General features: G+C 65.4%; 19 protein-coding genes. 10 read left to right on the forward strand and 9 right to left on the reverse strand.

From position 1 onward, the window contains the following. Positions 1-59 precede the first annotated feature (59 nt). On the forward strand, positions 60-983 hold the full coding sequence (locus A5759_RS21475) for a TIGR03619 family F420-dependent LLM class oxidoreductase (RefSeq protein ID WP_068201010.1): 924 nt from the start codon (positions 60-62) through the stop codon (positions 981-983). A 48-nt stretch (positions 984-1,031) separates the two neighbouring features. Here A5759_RS21475 and A5759_RS21480 read toward each other — a convergent pair whose 3' ends face one another. The 7 genes from A5759_RS21480 to A5759_RS21510 all read right to left on the reverse strand — a co-directional run bounded on the left by A5759_RS21480 (position 1,032) and on the right by A5759_RS21510 (position 8,799). After that, positions 1,032-2,180, reverse strand: a complete 1,149-nt coding sequence (locus A5759_RS21480; RefSeq protein WP_068201013.1) for an acyl-CoA dehydrogenase family protein — start codon at positions 2,178-2,180, stop codon at positions 1,032-1,034. 82 nt (positions 2,181-2,262) lie between these two features. Beyond that, positions 2,263-3,408, reverse strand: coding sequence for a thiolase family protein (locus A5759_RS21485; protein WP_068201015.1), 1,146 nt, complete (start codon positions 3,406-3,408; stop codon positions 2,263-2,265). Further along, a complete protein-coding gene (locus A5759_RS21490) occupies positions 3,401-4,195 on the reverse strand; it encodes an enoyl-CoA hydratase/isomerase family protein (protein WP_082962242.1) in 795 nt (264 codons plus the stop codon). Before A5759_RS21490 ends, A5759_RS21485 begins: the two co-directional genes overlap by 8 nt. A gap of 8 nt (positions 4,196-4,203) precedes the next feature. After that, complete coding sequence (locus tag A5759_RS21495) at positions 4,204-5,424, reverse strand: CaiB/BaiF CoA-transferase family protein (protein WP_082962226.1); 1,221 nt, start codon at positions 5,422-5,424, stop codon at positions 4,204-4,206. Beyond that, entirely contained in the window at positions 5,421-6,179 is a 759-nt protein-coding gene (locus A5759_RS21500; RefSeq protein WP_068201019.1) for an SDR family NAD(P)-dependent oxidoreductase, read from the reverse strand. The genes A5759_RS21495 and A5759_RS21500 overlap by 4 nt, the downstream gene beginning before the upstream one ends. 17 nt (positions 6,180-6,196) lie before the next feature. Next, positions 6,197-7,363, reverse strand: a complete 1,167-nt coding sequence (locus A5759_RS21505) for an acyl-CoA dehydrogenase family protein (RefSeq protein ID WP_066845275.1) — start codon at positions 7,361-7,363, stop codon at positions 6,197-6,199. 140 nt (positions 7,364-7,503) lie between these two features. Beyond that, complete coding sequence (locus A5759_RS21510) at positions 7,504-8,799, reverse strand: amidohydrolase family protein (protein ID WP_068201021.1); 1,296 nt, start codon at positions 8,797-8,799, stop codon at positions 7,504-7,506. 260 nt (positions 8,800-9,059) lie between these two features. Here A5759_RS21510 and A5759_RS21515 point away from each other — a divergent pair, with 260 nt between their 5' ends. The 8 genes from A5759_RS21515 to A5759_RS21550 all read left to right on the forward strand — a co-directional run bounded on the left by A5759_RS21515 (position 9,060) and on the right by A5759_RS21550 (position 15,923). Then, positions 9,060-9,599 carry a carboxymuconolactone decarboxylase family protein gene (locus tag A5759_RS21515; RefSeq protein WP_066845438.1) on the forward strand — a complete coding sequence of 180 codons (540 nt, stop codon included), beginning with the start codon at positions 9,060-9,062 and terminating at the stop codon, positions 9,597-9,599. 5 nt (positions 9,600-9,604) lie between these two features. Continuing rightward, positions 9,605-10,933 carry an aromatic ring-hydroxylating dioxygenase subunit alpha gene (locus A5759_RS21520; protein WP_068201024.1) on the forward strand — a complete coding sequence of 443 codons (1,329 nt, stop codon included), beginning with the start codon at positions 9,605-9,607 and terminating at the stop codon, positions 10,931-10,933. Beyond that, complete coding sequence (locus A5759_RS21525) at positions 10,926-11,255, forward strand: hypothetical protein (RefSeq protein ID WP_068201026.1); 330 nt, start codon at positions 10,926-10,928, stop codon at positions 11,253-11,255. The genes A5759_RS21520 and A5759_RS21525 overlap by 8 nt, the downstream gene beginning before the upstream one ends. A 34-nt stretch (positions 11,256-11,289) precedes the next feature. Further along, positions 11,290-12,534, forward strand: coding sequence for an amidohydrolase family protein (locus A5759_RS21530; RefSeq protein ID WP_068201029.1), 1,245 nt, complete (start codon positions 11,290-11,292; stop codon positions 12,532-12,534). Continuing rightward, positions 12,521-12,949: a nuclear transport factor 2 family protein gene (locus A5759_RS21535; protein ID WP_064417397.1), complete on the forward strand. Its 429-nt coding sequence runs from the start codon at positions 12,521-12,523 to the stop codon at positions 12,947-12,949. Before A5759_RS21530 ends, A5759_RS21535 begins: the two co-directional genes overlap by 14 nt. Beyond that, a complete protein-coding gene (locus A5759_RS21540; RefSeq protein WP_068201031.1) occupies positions 12,946-14,070 on the forward strand; it encodes an acyl-CoA dehydrogenase family protein in 1,125 nt (374 codons plus the stop codon). Before A5759_RS21535 ends, A5759_RS21540 begins: the two co-directional genes overlap by 4 nt. A 36-nt stretch (positions 14,071-14,106) precedes the next feature. Further along, complete coding sequence (locus A5759_RS21545) at positions 14,107-14,874, forward strand: acyl-CoA dehydrogenase family protein (protein WP_068201261.1); 768 nt, start codon at positions 14,107-14,109, stop codon at positions 14,872-14,874. 161 nt (positions 14,875-15,035) lie between these two features. Next, entirely contained in the window at positions 15,036-15,923 is an 888-nt protein-coding gene (locus A5759_RS21550) for a type IV toxin-antitoxin system AbiEi family antitoxin domain-containing protein (protein ID WP_068201033.1), read from the forward strand. A 67-nt stretch (positions 15,924-15,990) separates the two neighbouring features. Here the strand turns inward: A5759_RS21550 and A5759_RS21555 are convergent, their stop codons facing one another. Both A5759_RS21555 and A5759_RS21560 read right to left on the reverse strand, forming a co-directional pair. Next, positions 15,991-16,773 carry an enoyl-CoA hydratase gene (locus A5759_RS21555; RefSeq protein WP_068201034.1) on the reverse strand — a complete coding sequence of 261 codons (783 nt, stop codon included), beginning with the start codon at positions 16,771-16,773 and terminating at the stop codon, positions 15,991-15,993. A 12-nt stretch (positions 16,774-16,785) separates the two neighbouring features. Continuing rightward, complete coding sequence (locus A5759_RS21560) at positions 16,786-17,961, reverse strand: acyl-CoA dehydrogenase family protein (protein ID WP_068201036.1); 1,176 nt, start codon at positions 17,959-17,961, stop codon at positions 16,786-16,788. 122 nt (positions 17,962-18,083) lie between these two features. On the opposite strand from A5759_RS21560, the gene A5759_RS21565 reads away from it, so the two are divergent. Then, positions 18,084-18,800 (forward strand): TetR/AcrR family transcriptional regulator, encoded by a 717-nt coding sequence (locus A5759_RS21565; protein WP_082961723.1) that lies wholly within the window; start codon positions 18,084-18,086, stop codon positions 18,798-18,800. Positions 18,801-18,930: the final 130 nt, after the last annotated feature.

An 18,930-nucleotide genomic window follows, 5' to 3' on the forward strand; every position in this document is an offset into this window, starting at 1 on the left:
GTGCAGTACGTATCGCTCAGCGACTCGAAGTGCACCCAAATCCCGTAATAGGAGTCCGTGTGAAGCTTGTGTTCAACCTCCCGCACATGCTGCGGCTCAAGGCCATGATGCAGCCGTGGGAAGCATCGGTGACGGGTGCCGACCAGACGCGGATGGCCAAGTGCGCCGACGAGTGGGGCTACGACATGATCGCGGTGCCCGAGCATTTCGCGATCCCCAACGACCACGTCGAACTGTCCGGTCCGCACTATCTGCAGTCGACTGTCGCGCAGGCGTATCTCGCCGGTGCCACGCAGCGCATCATGCTTAATTCGTGCATCACGGTGCTGCCGCTGCAACATCCGATCGTATTGGCGAAGTCGCTGGCCACCGCCGACTGGATGAGCAGCGGCCGCATGATGGTGACGTTCGGAGTGGGCTGGCTGGAACGCGAATTCGACCTGCTCGGTGTGCCGTTCCGCGAACGCGGCCGCATCGCCGACGAATATCTGGCTGCGATCGTCGAACTGTGGACCAGCGACTCGCCCAGCTTCGACGGCACGTATGTGTCCTTCGATGACATCGCCTTCGAGCCCAAGCCGATTCAGAAGCCGCATCTGCCGATCTGGATCGGTGGCGATGCCGACGCGGCCCTGCGCAGGGCGGCGAAGTACGCGTCGGGTTGGTGGTCGTTTCTCACCCCGCCCGACAAGATCGCCGAGCGCCTCGACTTCATCAAGTCCCAGCCGGGCTACGACGGACGCCCGTTCGACGTGGTGCACGGGCTGGGAACGAACCGGGTGGGCGAAGGCCACACCGTGCAGGACGACCCCGATGGCCGGCCGGGCATGAGCGCCGCCGAGATCGTCGACCGGTTGGGCTGGCTCGCGCAACAAGGCGTCACCGTCAGTGCGGTTCCCCTGCCACCCGTGAGCGGCGTCGACGAATACCTCGACTACGCGCAGTGGGTCATCGAAGAAATCAAACCGCAACTTCCCCAGTGATTTCGGTGCACTACGTATCGCTCAGCGACCCGAAGTGCACCGAAATCGCTAAAGGCCGAGCGACTTGGCGATGATCACCTTCATCACCTCACTGGTGCCGGCATAGATGCGCGCAACGCGGGCGTCGGTGTACAACCGCGCGATCGGATACTCCATCATGTAGCCGTAGCCGCCGAACAACTGCAGACAGCGGTCCACGACACGCTGCTGCATCTCGGTGCAGAACAGCTTCACGCGGGCCGCATCCGCGCCCGACAACTCGCCGTCGACGTGCAGGGCCACCGCGCGATCCAGCATCGCCTGTGCGGCCTCGACCTCCGCCGAGCAGGCCGCCAATTCGAACTTCGTATTCTGGAATGACGCCACCGGAGTCCCGAATGCCTTGCGGCTCTTGGTGTACTCGATGGCAGCCGCGATCGCCGAGCGCGCCTGCGCGACCGATCCGACCGCGACGGTGAGCCGCTCCTGGGGCAGATTGTGGCCGAGGTAGCTGAAGGCCTCCCCTTCTGCGCCCAGCATGTTGGCCGCCGGCACGCGGACGTCGACGAATGAGAGTTCGGCGGTGTCCTGGACCTTGCAGCCCATTTTCTCCAGCTCGCGGCCTCGGGTGAACCCGGGCATTCCGTCCTCGACGACGAACAGTGTGAGCCCCTTGCGCCGGTTGTCGGGATCGGTCGAGGTCCGCGCCACCACGATCACCAGGTCAGCCTGCATACCCCCGGTGATGAACGTCTTGGCGCCGTTGAGAATCCAGTCGTCGCCGTCGCGGACCGCGGTGGTGCGCACACCGGCGAGATCGGATCCGGTGCCCGGTTCCGTCATCGCGATGGCGGTCAGCAGCTCACCGGCGGCGAGTCCGGGAAACCACCGCTTCCGTTGCTCCTCGTTGGCATAGTGCAGGAAGTACGGGAGGATCACCTCGAGCTGCGTGCGCACGGTCGACAGCGTGACCAGTGCGCGCGCCGCCTCCTCTTGCAGCACAACGTTGTAGCGATAGTCGGAGGTACCACCTCCCCCGTACTCCTCAGGGATGGCCATGCCGAGCATGCCCAGCGACCCCATCTGTTTGAAAACCTCGCGGGGCATGCGGCCGCCCTTCTCCCACTCGGGATAGTGCGGGACCACTTCCTTTTCGACGAAGTCACGGGCCAGTTCGCGGAACGCCTCATGGTCGTCGGTGAACAGGTTTCTCTGCACGCGGGTCCTCCCGTGAGGTCAGGCGACGTGTTGGGGCACCATCGCCAGCGATGGGTTCTATCAAGCCGCTAGGCGATGGTCGCTACGCGATGAGTTCGACCAACGTCGCGTTGGCGGTTCCGCCGCCCTCACACATGGTCTGCAGACCGAACCGAATACCGTTGTCGCGCATGTGGTTGAGCATCCGCGTCATCAGCACCGCGCCCGAAGCCCCGAGTGGATGTCCCAATGCGATTGCCCCGCCGAGCGGGTTGAGTTTGTTTTCGTCGGCGCCGGTCTCGGCCAGCCATGCCAGCGGCACCGGCGCAAACGCCTCATTCACCTCGAACACACCGACCTCGTCGAGGGCTACTCCGGCCTTGTGTAGAACCTTCTCCGTCGCCGGGATCGGACCGGTCAGCATCAGCACCGGGTCGGCGCCGGTGACCGCACCAGCGCGGTAGCGCGCGATCGGGTTCAGGCCCAGCGCCACGGCGTTGTCGGCGGCCATCACCAGCAGTGCTGCGGCACCGTCGGAGATCTGTGACGAGTTACCCGCGTGGATGACGCCGTCGTCCTTGAACGCCGGCTTGAGCCCCGCGAGCTTCTCGACCGTGCTCCCCCGCCGCACGCCTTCGTCGGCGACGACGGGCTCACCGTCGGTGAACACCGGCATGATCTGCGATTCGAACGCACCCTTGTCCTGCGCGGCGGCAGCCAATTCATGTGAGCGCACCGAGTACTCGTCGAGCCGGGTGCGCGAGAAGCCCCACTTCTGGGCGATCAGCTCCGCCGAGATGCCCTGGTTGAAGGAGAAATCGGCGTAGCGCTCCAGGACTTTGGGGCCGTACGGCATACCGGTGGCGCGCGCCGAGCCGAGCGGCACCCGGCTCATCACCTCCACCCCTCCGGCGACCACGACGTCCTGCTGACCCGACATCACCGCGTGGACAGCGAAATCGAGCGCCTGCTGGCTGGATCCGCAGGCGCGATTGACCGTGGTGCCGGGGATGGTTTCGGGCCAGCCCGCCGCCAGCGCCGCATAGCGGCCGATGTTGCTGGACTGGTCGCCGACCTGAGAGACGCAACCCCACACCACGTCGTCGACGATGTCGGGATCGATACCCGCACGCTCCACCAGCGCGTTGAGCACGATCGCGGACAGGTCGGCGGCATGCATCTCCGACAGTCCGCCGTTGCGCTTGCCGACCGGCGTGCGCACGGCCTCCACGATTACGGTTTCACGCATTGTTCTTCTCCGATCCGGGCCCGAGCGCCCATCGACCAGTAAATACGGCCTCGCGTTTCCCGGCGAACGCGGCATAGGCCTCCGTCGAATCCGCGGTGGCGAAGTTGCCCGGTTGGGCGCGGGCCTCGTTGGTTAGCGCCTCCCGCAGCGTGGCGTTGGCCCCGTCGTTGAGCAGCGCCTTGCTCTGCGCCAACGCAACCGGTGGGCCCGCTGCAAGGCGCGCCGCCAGATCCGCGACGAAGCCGTCGATCTTGTCCGTGGGCTTCACCCAGGTGACCAAGCCCAGCGTGTGGGCCTCCTCGGCGTCGATCATGTCGGCCAGCAGCACCAGGCGCTTCGCTTGCTGCAGACCCACCATCTTGGGCAGCAGCCATGAACCGCCGAGGTCGACCGACAGGCCGCGCTTCGAAAAGATCTGGCAGAACCGGGCTTCCGGTGTCGCCACCACGAAGTCACAGCCCAACGCCAGGTTCCAGCCCGCCCCGACCGCAACCCCGGTCACCTTGGCGATGGTGGGCACGGACAGTTCGTGCAGCGCCAGCGCGACGTCGGTGAGCCGACGCAGCTTGTGCCGCGGGTGGATGTCCTCGGGTACGCCGATGTCGGCGCCCGAGCAGAACGCCCCACCCGCCCCGGTGATGACCAATGCGCGCAGCGCGGTGTCGCGGGCGGCCGCCCGCAGCGCATCGGCCAGTTTCTCCCACAGCTGCGCGTTGATCGCGTTCTTGCGGTCCGGCCGGTTCAGCGTCAGGGTCCGCACACCGTCGCTGTCGGAGGTCAACAGCACGTCATCGCTCACGAGTACGCGGGTCCGATCACGCCGTCTGCGCGCAACCGCGCGAGATCTTCTGCCGTGAGGCCTAATTCGCCGAGGACGGTGTCGGTGTGCTCGCCCAGACCGGGCACCGCCCCCATCGGCTGTTCGAAGTCGGTGATCACCGGCGGCGGGCGCAGCGCGCGGATGTCTCCCTTGGGCGTGGCGACGGTGCGCCACCGGTCCCGAGCGGTGAGGTGGGGGTGCACGACGACCTCGCTGGGCACGTTGTATCGCGAGTTACCGATTCCGGCGTCGTCGGCGATCTTCTGAATTTCGGCGAGATCACGTTGAGCACACCAGGATCCGATGGCCTCCTCGAGGATCTCGCGGTGGGCACACCGGTCGGGGTTGGTGGCGAAGCGGGGATCCTCGGCGAGGTCGGGACGGTCGATGATCTCGCGGGCCACCCGCTGCCATTCCCGGTCGTTGGTGGTGCCCAGCACCACCGTCTGCCCGTCGCGCGTCGGAAACGCCCCATAGGGCGCGACCGCCGGTGAGCCGACGCCGAGCGGTTCCTGGTCGATGCCCGAATGCTGGGTGTAGGTCAACTGATAACCCATCACGTCGGTCATCACGTCGAACAGGCTCAGCGCGACAGACGGACTCGCGGCCCCGACATCGCCCCTGGCTCGTCCGACCAGCAGCGCCAGGATGGAGATCGCCGCATACAGGCCCGTCGAGAAGTCGGCCATCGCGGGTCCCGGTTTGGCCGGCATTCCCGGATAGCCGGTGACCGCGCACGATCCCGACTCCGCCTGCACGAGAAGGTCGTAGGCCCGTTTGTGGGAGATGGGACCACCAGGGCCGTACCCGTCGATCTCGACGGGGATCACGTTGGGGTGACGGGCCGCAAGGTCGGCCGGGGCCAGGCCCATCCGCGCGGTGGCTCCCGGCGCGAGGTTGGACACGAACGCGTCCGCCCGATCCAGCAGGCGGTGCAGAAGGTCCATACCCTCGGGCGCCTTGGTGTTCAGCGTCACCGACTCCTTACCGCGGTTGCACCAGACGAAGTGTGCGGCCAGCCCACCGGGGCCGTTGACCACGTCGTCGTAGTCACGGGCGAAATCACCCCCCTTGGGGTTCTCCACCTTGATCACGCGGGCGCCGAAGTCGGCGAGCACCCGGGTGCACATCGGTGCGGCGACGGCCTGTTCCATCGCGACGACCGTGACGCCGCTCAGTGGCGCTGCGGCGCTCACATCACCATTCCGCCGTCGACCGGCAGCACCTGTCCGGTGATGTAGGACGCGGCGTCGGACGCCATGAACACGAACGCGCCGGCGACCTCCTCCGGGTTCGCCCACCGTTTCATCGGAATGCGGTTCATCATGTTCGCCGAGAACTTCTCATTGGTGCGGATGGTCTCGGTCATCGGGGTCGCTGCCAGCGGCGCCAGCGCGTTGACCACGATCTTCTTGGTCGCCAGTTCGCGGGCAAGGGATTTGGTGAATCCGATGATGCCCGCCTTGGCCGCCGAGTAGTTGACCTGGCCGAGCGTGCCCGTCAGGCCGGCCGCCGAAGTGACGTTGACGATGCGACCGGTGCCGTCGGTCGGGATGTGCGGCCGCGCGGCCTGGGTGACGTTGAACGCGCCCATCACGTGGATGTCGAACAACAGGCGGAACGACTCTTGCGTCGTCTTCTCGAACATCGCCGGCTTGGTCACGCCCGCGTTGTTGATCAGGATGTGCAGGGCACCGTCGGCCAGAGCGGCCGCCTGTGCGGCAGCGGCATCGGCGGAGTCCCGATCGGCGACGTCGAGCGCGGTGGCCTCGGCGCGCCCACCGCCGGCTGAAATGCGTTGTGCCACCGCAGCTGCGGCATCTTTGTCGATGTCGGTGACGAGCACCGCGGCGCCCGCGTGGGCCAGGGCCTGCGCGACCGCCGAGCCGATACCGCCGGCGGCACCGGTTACCAGCGCCGAACGGCCCGACAAGTCGAAATAGTTGACCATTAGTCAGGACTCCATCGTCAGTAGCTGCGCGGCAGCCCGAGAACGTGCTCGCCGAGGAAGTTCAGGATCATCTCCTGGCTCACGGGTGCGATCTTCATCAGCCGCGACTCGCGGAAGTAGCGGGAGACGTGATACTCCTCCGAGTAACCCATTCCGCCGTGCAATTGCAGGGCCCGGTCGGCCGCGCCGAAACCGGCGTCAGCACACAGGTACTTGGCCGTATTGGCTTCGCGCCCACACGCTTTGCCGTTGTCGTAGAGCCAGGTGGCCTTGCGCAGCACCAACTCGGCCGCATCGAGGCGGGCAAGGGAGTCGGCCAGCGGGAACTGCAGGCCCTGGTTCATCCCGATCGGCCGGTTGAACACATGCCGCTCGTTGCCGTACTTCACGGCCTTCTCCAGCGCGACCCGGCCGATGCCCAGCGCCTCGGCCGCGATCAGCATCCGCTCGGGGTTGAGGCCGTCCAGGATGTACTTGAAGCCCTTGCCTTCTTCGCCGACCCGGTGCGCGACGGGCACCATCAGGTCGTCGATGAACACCTCGTTGGAGCTGACCGCGTTGCGCCCCATCTTCTTGATGGGCCGGATGTCGACGCGGTCGGGGTCGAGGTCGGTGAGGAACAGCGTCATGCCGTCGGTCTTCTTGGTGACCTCGTCGAAGGGGGTGGTCCGAGTCAGCAGCAGGATCTTCTCGGACTCCAGCGCTTTGGAGATCCACACCTTGCGCCCGTTGACCCGGTACTTGTCGCCTTCGCGCTTGGCGAAGGTGGTGATGCGCGAGGTGTCCAGGCCCGCACCGGGTTCGGTGACGCCGAAGCAGACGTGCAGATCGCCGTTGACGATCCGCGGCAGCGTCTCGGCCTTGAGCTCATCGGAGCCGTGCTTGACGACGGGCTGCATCCCGAAGATCGACAGATGGATGGCGCTGGCGCCGTTCATCGCGGCCCCGGAGCGCGACACCTCCTCGAGCAACAACGTTGCCTCGGTGATGCCCAGGCCGTGCCCGCCGTACTCCTCGGGGATGGTCATCCCGAGCCAGCCGCCCTTGGCGATCGCGTCGTAGAACTCCCGCGGGAACTCGTGGGCGAGGTCCTTTTCCATCCAGTAGTGGTCGTCGAACTTGCTCGCCAACTCACGGACGGACTTGCGGATCAGCTCCTGGTCCTCGGTCAGCTCGAAACTCATCCCGCCGGGCACGGTGGTTCTCCTCTTGTCATCGTCTCGCAGAGCAGTGCGCCGGCGCGTGAAGGCAACTTCCGCACCGGCGCACTGGAAGACGCTCCTTCCGGCCCCGCGGCCGGAACTTCCGATACTTGCAGACCTCTTTAGTCCTTGTTGCCCGTCACCTGCTTGGCGCTGGCCGCGAAGTCGGCGAACGACGCGCCGGTCTTTTCCTTCTTCGACAGGGCCTGGATCGAGACGTCGTGGCCCTCGGCGGCTTTGCGCAGGGCACCCACGGTGGCTTGTTCGCGGGTGATGTGGGTGAACGGATCCCAGTGATACCAGCGCATCGCGTTCTCGAACGTCATCTTGTTGATCTCGTCGTCGGGCACGTTGTTGGCGGTGAGCACCTCGTTGAGCTGCTCGGGCGCGCCGGGCCACATCGAATCGCTGTGCGGGTAGTCGGCCTCCCAGCAGATGTTGTCGATCCCGATCGCGTTGCGGGTGGCCACCCCGACCGGATCGGCGATGAAACAGGTCAGGAAGTGCTCGCGGAACACCTCACTGGGCAACTTGCCCCCGAAGTCCTGACCTGTCCACGTCGAGTGCATCTCATAGGTGCGATCCACCCGCTCCAGGAAATACGGAATCCACCCCGTGCCGCCCTCGCTCAACGCGATCCGCAGCGTCGGATACTCCTTGATCGGACGCGACCACAACAGATCGGCCGCGGCTTGCACGATGTTCATCGGCTGCAGCGTGATCATCACATCCATCGGCGCATCCGGAGCGGTGATCGCCAACCGCCCCGACGAACCGATGTGCACGTTGAGCACGGTCTCGGTGTCGACCAACGCGTCCCACATCGGCTTCCAATGCTCGAAATCGTGGAAACTCGGATATCCCATCGCCGCCGGGTTCTCGGTGAACGTCAACGAATGCACACCCCGCTCGGCGTTGCGCCGGATCTCGTTGGCACACTCGGTCGGATCCCAGATCACCGGCAGCGTCATCGGGATGAACCGCGCCGGATAAGCCCCGCACCACTCCTCGACATGCCAGTCGTTGTAGGCCTTCACCAGCGCCAGCGAGAACTCCTGATCCTCAGTGGCGAACAACCGGCCCGCAAAGCCGGGAAACGACGGAAAGCACATCGACCCCAAGATGCCGCCGGCGTTCATATCTTTGACCCGCTCGTCGACCTGCCAGCAGCCGGGCCGAATCTCGTCGAGCCCCTGCGGCTCCAAGCCGTACTCTTCCTTCGGCCGGCCCGCCACCGCATTGAGCGCCACATTCGGAATCACCGTGTCGCGGAACTGCCAGGTGTCCGAACCATCGGGGTTGTGCACCAACCGCGGCGCCTCGTCGATGTACTTCTTGGGCAGGTGGTTTTTGAACATATCGGGCGGTTCGACGATGTGATCATCAACGCTGATCAAGATCATGTCGTCCTTGTTCATGCCCGTTCCTTTCGTCGCGTCCCCCGAGGCTAACTATCCGGACTGTGCTCAGTGTGAGGAAACTATCTTCTCACCCTACGAGAATCAATGTCCGAAAGCCACCCTATGGCCTCCTGTCAGGGCAGTTAGACCCTGCGGGGCACCCGTGTGACCACCACCGATGGCCTCGAACGTTGACCATCGGCAAGAAAGGTGGAAATCTATTGGCGAAATATGAGAACCTGATTCTCATCACCGAGAGCACACAGGAAGGAGACGCCTTGCGCGTGCCGCCGCTGCCCGCAGCAGAGTGGGACGAATCCGTCGAGCAGGCCCTGTCGAGCATGTCTCCCGAACGGCGCAACCCCGAGCGGGCGGGCAACCTGCTGGCGACGATGGTCCGCCATCCGAAGTTGACCCGCGCCTTCCTGCGGTTCAACTTCCACCTGCTGTACGGGTCGACGCTGCCGCCGCGGCTGCGCGAGTTGGCGGTCCTACGCGTCGCGCATCTGACCACGTGCGAGTACGAGTGGCGCCACCACGTCGAGATGGGCCGCGACGAGGGCCTGACGGACGAGGTCATCGACGCCGTCCAACGCGGTGAGGCGTCAGATGAGCTCGACCGGGCCGTACTGCGTGCGGTCGACGAACTTCAGGACAGCGCCAATGTCTCCGACGCGACGTGGGCCGCCCTGTCCGAACACCTCGAGGAACGTCAGCTGATGGACCTCGTCTTCACCATCGGCTGCTATGGCGCACTGGCCATGGCCATCAACACTTTCGGCGTAGAACCAGACTCCGAAAATCTCGCAGAGAGGTAGACACCGTGGCATTTTTCCCGAAACCAGAAGAGGGTAGCTGGACCGAGCACTGGCCCGAGTTGGGCACCGCGCCGGTCGATTACACCGATTCGATCGACCCGGAACAGTGGAAGCTCGAGCAGCAGGCCATCTTCCGCAAATGCTGGCTCAACGTGGGACGAGTGGAGCGGCTTCCCAAGAAGGGCAGCTACTTCACGCGCGAGATGCCGTCGGCCGGTGCGGGCACCTCGGTGATCATCGTCAAGGACGGCGACGAGGTGCGCGCATTCCACAACATGTGCCGCCATCGCGGAAACAAGCTGGTATGGAACGACTACCCCGGCGAAGAGGTCTCGGGCACGTGCCGCCAGTTCACCTGCAAGTACCACGCCTGGCGCTACAACCTCAAGGGTGATCTGACCTTCATCCAGCAGGAGGGCGAGTTCTTCGACGTCGACAAGGCCGACTACGGGTTGGTGCCGGTGCGCTGCGAAGTGTGGGAAGGCTTCATCTTCATCAACTTCGACGACGACGCCGAACCACTCACCGAGTACCTGGGGGACTTCGCCAAGGGGCTGGAGGGTTATCCCTTCCACGAGATGACCGAGACGTATTCCTATCGGGCCGAGGTCAACTCGAACTGGAAGCTGTTCATCGACGCGTTCGTCGAGTTCTATCACGCGCCGATCCTGCACATGAAGCAGGCGGTCAAAGAGGAGGCCGAGAAGCTGGCCAGCTACGGCTTCGAGGCACTGGCCTACGACATCAAGGGCAGGCACTCCATGGTGTCCTCGTGGGGCGGGATGAGCCCGCCGAAGGACATAAACATGGTCAAGCCCATCGAACGGATCCTGCACAGCGGTCTGTTCGGTCCGTGGGACCGGCCGAAGATCAAGGGCATTCTGCCCGAAGAACTTCCGCCCGCGGTCAACCCGTCGCGGCACCACGCCTGGGGTCAGGACTCCTTCGAGTTCTTCCCGAACTTCACGCTGCTGCTGTGGGCGCCGGGCTGGTACCTGACCTACCACTACTGGCCCACCGACGTGGACAAGCACATCTTCGAGTGCACCCTGTACTTCGTGCCCGCGACGAACACGCGCGAGCGACTCGCCCACGAGCTTGCGGCCGTGACGTTCAAGGAGTACGCGTTCCAGGACGCCAACACCCTCGAAGCCACCCAGACGATGATCAACACCCGTGTCGTCAAGGACTTCCCGTTGTGCGACCAGGAGGTGCTGCTGCGTCACCTGCACAAGACCGCGTGGGACCACGTGAACGCCTACAAGAAGGAAAAGGGCCTCACCAACGGACAGGCCGCCGCAACCGCGAGCGAGAAGGACGCGATCAATGCCTAAGCTGCCGGAAGAATTCGCCGACCTGGAGCGGTTCACCGACTGGTGCCTGCCCAACGAAGAGGAGCGCTACCAGAAGCGCCTGTCCTCGACGATGGAGGAGATGCAGGAGTTCTACGACGCCGGCATGGAGCGCCTCGAGGCCGTCATGGAGTACTGCGACGCCCGCTTCCCGCTGGACGGAATGCCCGATGACGCAAAGGCTCTCATCCACATGATGCAGTCGCTGGTCAACGTGTCGTTCCCGATCGAGGTGTGGAAGCAGCCGCGCGTGCTCGACAGCGGAGCCACCTACATCACCTGCATCAGGGAGCCGGTGGTCTGACGGTGCAGATGCCCTTCACGCAACCGGCTCATCGATGCTGACCCTCAAAGCCGCGGGTCTGCTCGACGTCGACGCCGGCGAGATCGTCCGGCCGGGAATCGTCCGGATCGACGACGACCGGATTATCGGCGTCGGCGGCGCCGACAATTCAGCAGCCGTCGGCGGCGCGGCCGAGGGCGATGTCATCGACCTCGGTGATGCCATCCTGCTGCCCGGCCTGATGGACATGGAGGTCAATCTCCTGATGGGCGGCCGGGGCGAGAACCCGGGCCTGTCCCAGGTCCAGGACGACCCCGCGACGCGGGTGCTGCGGGCCGTCGGCAATGCCCGGCGCACCTTGCGGGCGGGTTTCACCACGGTTCGCAACCTCGGGTTGTTCGTCAAGACCGGCGGGTACCTGCTCGACGTCGCGCTGGGCAAGGCGATCGACGCTGGCTGGATCGATGGTCCGCGGGTGGTCCCGGCGGGCCACGCGATCACCCCGACCGGAGGCCACCTCGATCCGACGATGTTCGCCGCGTTCATGCCCGGCGCGCTGGAACTGACGGTCGAGGAGGGCATCGCCAACGGTGTCGACGAGATTCGCAAGGCGGTGCGCTACCAGATCAAGCACGGCGCGCAGCTGATCAAGGTCTGCGTGTCCGGCGGTGTGATGTCGCTGACCGGAGAGGCTGGCGCACAACACTATTCGGACGAGGAACTACGGGCGATCGTCGACGAGGCACACCGACGTGGGCTGAAGGTGGCCGCGCACACCCACGGAGCCGAGGCGGTCAAGCACGCCGTCGCATGCGGTATCGACTGTATCGAGCACGGCTTCCTGATGGACGACGAAGCCATCCAGATGCTCGTCGACAACGACCGATTTCTGGTGACCACGCGTCGCCTCGCCGAGGCCATGGATGTGTCCCGGGCTCCGAAAGCGCTGCAGGACAAGGCCGCCGAGATGTTCCCCAAGGCGCGTACGTCGATCAAAGCCGCATACGAAGCGGGCGTGAAGATCGCGGTCGGCACCGACGCCCCGGCCATTCCGCACGGCAAGAACGCCGACGAGCTCGTCACGTTGGTGGACTGGGGCATGCCACCCGCCGCCGTGCTGCGCGCGGCCACCGTCGTCGCCGCCGATCTGATCGACAGAACCGACCTGGGCCGCATCGCCGAGGGGTACCTCGCGGACATCATCGCGGTCCCCGGTGATCCCCTCGCCGACATCGGGGTTACACGGGATGTCAAGTTTGTAATGAAGGGCGGTAAGGTCTTCCGACATGACTCGAACTGACGATCTCGTCGAGATCCAGCAGCTGCTGGCCAAGTACGCCGTCACCATCACCCAGGGCGACATCGAGGGCCTGACATCGGTGTTCACCCCCGACGGGACGTACAGCGCGTTCGGCTCCACCTACACGCTCAACCGGTTCCCCGAGCTCGTCGAGGCCGCACCCAAGGGCCTGTTCATGACCGGCACGTCGCTGGTGCATCTCGACCCCGACGACGCCGACAAGGCGTCGGGCACTCAGCCGCTGTGTTTCATCGAGCATTCCAAGCACGACATGCGCATCGGTTACTACAACGACACCTACGTACGCACCGATGAGGGCTGGCGGTTGAAAACCCGTGCCATGACGTTCATTCGGCGCAGCGGTGACCACGACTCCGGCCGCCCACATGCGATCGGAAGGCCGGAAGCAGGATGACAGAGCTCTTCGAGCCCGCGGCATTCCGCACGGCGCTGCGGGAATGGCTCGACGCCAACGACCTGACCTCGCCCGCCGACGACGACTCGCTCGACGCGCATCAAGCCCAGCACCTGCGAGTGCTCAAGGCGCTGTACGACGCCGACTGGATGCGCTACGGCTGGCCGGAGTCGGCCGGCGGGTTGGGCGGCCCCGACATCCTTCGCGCCATCGTCGGCGAGGAGGTTGTCGGACGCGGTCTCGACCATCCGGGCCCGTACTCGATGCTCGACGTGCTGACACCGACCATGATCGATTACGCGCGGCCCGAACTGGCCGCCGAGATGGTGCCGCGGTTGCTGTCGGGCCAAGAGTCATGGTGCCAAGGCTTTTCCGAACCCGGTTCGGGCAGTGATCTGGCGTCGTTGACGACCCGCGCTGTGCCCCAGGGTGACAACTGGGTGGTCAACGGCCAGAAGGTGTGGACCAGCTTCGCGCAGTACGCCACGAGGTGCATTCTGCTCACCCGCACCGGTGACCCGAACACACCCAATCACGAGGCGATCACCGCGTTCTTCGTCGACCTGGATTCGCCGGGCGTCTCCGTTCGGCCGCTGCGCACCATGCACGACGTCGACGAGTTCTGCGAGGTGTACTTCGACGACGTCGTGGTGCCTGCGGACCGCATGCTGGGCAATCCCGGCGACGGGTGGAAACTGGCGATGGACCTGCTCCCCTACGAGCGTTCCACCTGCTTCTGGCAGCGCATCGCCTACCTGTACTCGCGCTTCGACGATCTCGTCAACGAAGTCAAAGGCCTTGGCACCGCGTCGGATTCCGACCTCGGCGAGGTGTACCTCGCGCTGCACACAGTGCGTTGCCGTTCGCGCGCCACCCAGCACCGGCTGGGCGAGGGACAGAAGCTCGGTGCGGACACGTCGATCGACAAGGTGCTGCTGGCCGGCGCCGAACAGCGGCTCTTCGACACCGTCCGTGATCTGCTGCCCGGGCGCATCGAACTCGAAGACAACACGTGGCGGACCGAGTACCTGTATTCGCGGGCGGCGAGCATCTACGGCGGAACCGCCGAGGTGCAACGCAACATCATCGCCCGTCGCCTGCTCGATCTCGGTAAGGAGTGAGGAGTGGAATCCGGTTTGGACGCCGAATCACTGGCGATGCTCGAGGACACCCTGCGCAAGACGATGCTGTCGGTCTCCGGGGCGGAGTTGGACGCGGCACTCGCGGAACTCGGCTGGGCCGAGATGCTGGCCGACACGCCCGACCAGGCGATTCCGCTAGTGTTCCGGCTGCTGGGTGAAACCGGTTCGCACGCTTCTGTTCTCAACGATGTGCTGCTGGAGACCATCGGCGGACTGCCCGGCGGCACACCGCCGATGCCGTACACCGGCGGTGGCTGGGTGGTGTGGGAGCGCGCGGCCAACACCGAGCCGACGCTGGGTGACCTGCCGCTGCGCCGCGTGCCTGACGGCGAGTTGATGCGGATGGGCGAGGCCCGTCGCGCGGTGGGCTGGTGGCTGGTCGGTTCGGCTAGGGGCATGCTGGCGCTGGCCCGTCAGCACGCACTGGATCGCGTCCAGTTCGGTAAGCCGATCGCGTCGTTCCAGGCGATCCGGCACCGGCTGGCCGAGACGCTCGTGGCGATCGAAGGCGCAGAGGCGACGCTGGGCCTACCCGGTACGGAAAGTGCGGACCTCACTGCGATGTTGGCCAAGGCGGCGGCGGGCAAGGCGGCGATGACGGCGGCCAAGCACTGCCAGCAGGTGCTCGGCGGCATCGGCTTCACCGCCGAACACGATCTGCACCGGCACGTCAAACGAGTCCTCGTGCTCGACGGATTGCTCGGTAGCTCACGCGAACTCACCAAGAGAGCCGGAGCCGGCCTGCGGGCCAGAGGCTCCGTCCCGAGACTGGCCCACCTCTAGCTCCCTTTGCCGCGAGCGTGCGTGTCTGCACACGACACGCCGCGGAATTTCGACGCTTTGCGCACGGTCGTGCAGCCGCGACGGTGCACAACATCAGATTCATCCACAGACGGCATTCTTCGCGCCCGAGGTGTTGACGCGTCGGCGCGACGATTGCCGTCATGGATACCGCCCTGAGGCAGTTGTTCGACGAGCAAGGTGGAGTGGCGACCAGCGGCCAGATCCTGGCGATCATTCCTCGATACACGTTCGAATCGGTACTGAAAGCCAAGTATCTCGAGCGACTCTGGCACGGGATCTACTGTCTGGGCGAGCCGACCGACGAGATGCGGTTGCGGGGCCTGGACCTCTCGTGTGGCACAACGGTCCCGGTATGCCTGTCGACCGCGGCCGCTTTGTTCGGCTTCGACACCGAGGAACCCGACGAACTTCACGTCCTCAATCCGCCCGGTCACCAGTTGCGCAAGGCAGACGGTCTGGTCGTGCACCGCCGCGACGGCGCGTCGCTGGTGCAGGCCGCCGGGCGGCTCGCCACGTCCCCGGCGTGGACCGCGATCGAAGTGGCCCCCACCTTGCGTCGGCCGCGTGCGCTAGCAACGCTCGACGCCGCGCTCCGCTCAGGCACCTGCAACCGGGCGGAGTTGTGGCGCGCGGCAATTCGACAGGCCGGTCGGCGCGGCATCGTCGCGGTGCGCGACCTTCTGCCTCTCGCCGACGCGCGCGCCGAGTCGCCGATGGAAAGTGAAGCGCGACTTGCGATGATCGACGGTGGCTTGCCGATGCCCGAACTGCAGTACGAGGTTGTCGACGGCAACGGACAGCTACGACGTCTCGACTTCGCATGGCCCGATTTCGGCGTCGCGGTCGAGTATGACGGCATCGATTGGCACACCGAACCCGACGTGTTGCGCAACGACCGTCGGCGTCAACTCGCCTTGCAGGACGTCGGCTGGACCGTCATCGCGATCGTCTTCGACGATGTGCGACACCGGCCAGCGGATCTCGTAGCGAGGGTCGATCGACAACTTCGTCACGCTCGCGCCGCGTGAGCGCGCGCAAAGTGACGAAAACTGGCGGCATGTTGTGTGCAAACACGCACGCTCGCGGCACAAAAGATTACTGGATGCTGGCTTTCATCTCGTCGAGGTTCACCAGCACCGGCCATCCGCCGACACTGAGCGCGTTGCCGTGGCCGGTCTGGTGGATGTCGAACACCGACTGGATGGCGGCGTAGAACCCCTGCACGTCGAGCGTCTGGTTCACGGCACGCTTGGCTTGGCGCAGCGCGAACGGTGACATCTTGGCGATCTGCTCGGCCATCGCCCTAGTCTCCGAGTCGAGCTGATCGCGAGGCACCACCTTGTTCACCATGCCGGTGGCCGCGACCTCCTCGGCCGTCATCGCGCGGCCGGTGAACAGGATCTCCTTGGCCTTCCGCGGTCCGAGTTCCCAAGTGTGGCCGTGGTATTCGACGCCGCCGATGCCCATCAGCACCACCGGGTCCGAGAACTGGGCGTCGTCGGCGGCGATGATCAGATCGCACGGCCAGCACAGCAGCAGCCCTCCGGAGATACACCGGCCCTGCACCGCGGCGATCGACGGCTTGGGCACGTTGCGCCAGCGCAGCGTGTACTCCAGATAGCGCTTGGCCTCGTGCTCGATGATGAACTCCAGCGTGATCTTGTCCGGTACCGGTCCGCCGCCGCGCAGGTCGTGTCCGGCCGAGAAGTGCTTCCCGTTGGCACGCAACACGATCACCGACACCTCGGGGTCCTCGGCCGCGCGGGTCCATGCCCCGTCGAGTTCGTCGAGCAGTTCCGGGTTCTGCGCGTTGGCGGCCTCGGGCCGGTTCAGGGTGATGGTCGCGATGCGATCGGCGACCTCGTACTCGATGTACATGTTGCAGTCCTTCTAGTTTCGAGGCAGTCCCAGCAACCGCTGGGCGATGATGTTGCGTTGGATCTCCGAGGTGCCACCGGCGATGGTGCCGCCGAATGTGCGGACGTACCGCTCGAACCACCCGCACCGGTACAGCTCCAGATGCTGTGCGCTGTATGGGCCCGAAAAGTTCGGTGCGGGCAGCGCGTCCGTTCCCGCGGCGGCCAGCGCGTACTCCGCCGCTGACTGCGACGCCTCTGAACCGAACAGTTTGAGCACCGACAGCGCGGCCGCGTCCTCGTCGCCACGCGCGGCACGGGCGAGTGCCACCGAGCCGAGAAGGCGCAGCGCCTGGTTGTCCATCACCAGCCCGGCATACCGGTCACGATCAAGGGCCGAGGTGGGACGGTAATCCTCGACCAGCTCTTGCAGGCGGTCCGCATAGCTGAGCCACAGCATGTTTCGCTCGTGCCCGAGCGAGCCGTTGGCGACCCGCCAACCCTCGTTCAACGGTCCCACCAGGTTCTCGGCGGGCACCCGGACGTCGTTGAAGAAGACCTCGTTGAAATCCAGGTCGTCGGTGCCGCACAGCGACGCGAACGGCCGCCGCACCACGCCCGGGAGGTCCGTCGGGATCATCAGCACGCTGATGCCCTTGTGCTTGGGCGCTTTCGGATCGCTACGAACGAAAGTCAGCAGGACGTCGGCGTCGTGTGCCCCCGAGGTCCACACCTTCTGCCCGTTGACGACGAAATGGTCCCCGTCGCGCACCGCGGTGGTGCGCAGAGACGCCAGGTCCGATCCGGCGCCCGGTTCACTCATCCCGAGCGACGCGGTGATCTCCGCGCGCAGGATCGGCACCGCCCAGCGCTGCTGCTGTTCGGGTGTCCCGAACGAGATCAGCGATGCCGAGATGATCCCGACGCCCTGCACGTTGTAGGTCAGATACACCCGCCGGCGCGCCAGCTCCTCCTGATGGACGTACTGCTGCAGGATCGTCGCGTTGCGCCCGCCGAACTCCGGCGGGTAGCCCGGCAGCAGCCATCCGTTGTCGAACATCAGCCGTTGCCAGTCGCGGGCCCAGCCCGGCACGTCGCTGCTGGACCGCGACCGCTCCCGGGCGACGGCATCGGAGGGAAGCTGTTCGTCGAGGAAGGCGTTGAATTCGGCGCGGAACGCCTCGACATCAGCATCGAAGGTGAGCTGCACGGGACTCCCGCCGGATCAAATCTTTGGTAGGACTATTGTTATCTCCAAAATGAGAATACTATTCTCATCGTGAGAAAGTTACAATCTCTGACACGTTGGCCGCGAGGGGGTCGAGGACCGCAATGGCGAGACGTTCTCCGGTACAGTCAGTTCATGTTCTCCCCACCCGGCCGGCGTCTGAGCCGCCGGTGACGAGCCCCAGCGAGGAGCCTGCCTGGAAGCAGCGCGCGGTCGAACGGTCGATCAAAACCGCGAAGTTACGGGCCGCGCAACGCGTGCAGCGCTTCCTGGACGCCGCGCAGGCGATCATCATCGAAAAGGGCAGCACCGACTTCACCGTCCAAGAGGTCGTCGACCGCTCGCGGCAGTCGCTCCGCAGCTTCTACCTGCAGTTCGACGGTAAGCACGAGCTGCTGTTGGCCCTCTTCGAGGACGCACTGAGTCGGTCTGCAGACCAGATCCGCGCCGCCACCACCACCGAGGACGAGCCGATCGAGCGACTCAAGGTCGCCGTGCAGTTGCTCTTCGAATCCTCGCGTCCGGACCCGACGGCAAAGCGCCCGCTGTTCACCGACTTCGCCCCTCGGCTCCTGCTCTCGCACCCCGCCGAGGTCAAGATCGCACACGCGCCGCTGCTCGCGCTGCTGACCGAGCTGATGGAAGAGGCCGGTGAGGCGGGCCAGCTGCGGGAGGGCATCAACCCGAAGCGGATGGCGGCCATGACCATGCAGACGGTCATGTTCGTGGCACAGTCCAACGGTGCCGAGGACGGCACCACGCATCCGATCACCGCCGACGAGGTCTGGGACTTCGTCTCGCACGGATTTGCCGCCCAGTAGGCGGAGAACTCCGTTCTCACCTCTGGCGCGAGAATCGCGTTCTCGCTCCCACCGCGCCCCGGAACGGCGCCTGACAGGCGGTGCAGAGAATCGTATTCTTCTGAGCGAAGAGCTTAAATATTCCGATTTG

This window comes from Mycobacterium sp. 852014-52144_SCH5372336 (assembly GCF_001665615.1).
Lineage (GTDB): Bacteria > Actinomycetota > Actinomycetes > Mycobacteriales > Mycobacteriaceae > Mycobacterium > Mycobacterium neumannii_A.